Annotated in this window: 1 protein-coding gene; it reads right to left on the bottom strand. The window is 36.3% G+C overall.

Annotated elements, in window-relative coordinates; all coding sequences use genetic code 11:
• Nucleotides 1–262, bottom strand: a 262-nt coding sequence (locus tag ACX9YW_RS23155) for a tyrosine-type recombinase/integrase (RefSeq protein ID WP_460351089.1), incomplete at both ends; no start/stop codon positions are given.

Below are 262 nucleotides of genomic sequence, written 5' to 3' on the forward strand. Positions count from 1 at the left end.
GTGGGGCGTAACATCTTTTTCAATTCCAGCCATCTTGCAGTAACGCTTAATAATTTGCCAAACTGCCTGTCTGGTTAACGCCTCTCCACGATTATTGAGAAAAATGAATTCACTACTTTTGTTTTTCTGTAAAAGTAATGGATCCCGAACTTTTTTTTCATAGCGTTTAATCCATGATAAAGCAACTTCATTAATTGGAATTAAACGCTCTTTTGAACCCTTACCCAATACCTTAACTAATTTTAAATCCTCATGCAGGTCC

The sequence above is a fragment of the Pseudoneobacillus rhizolycopersici genome (assembly GCF_054786815.1).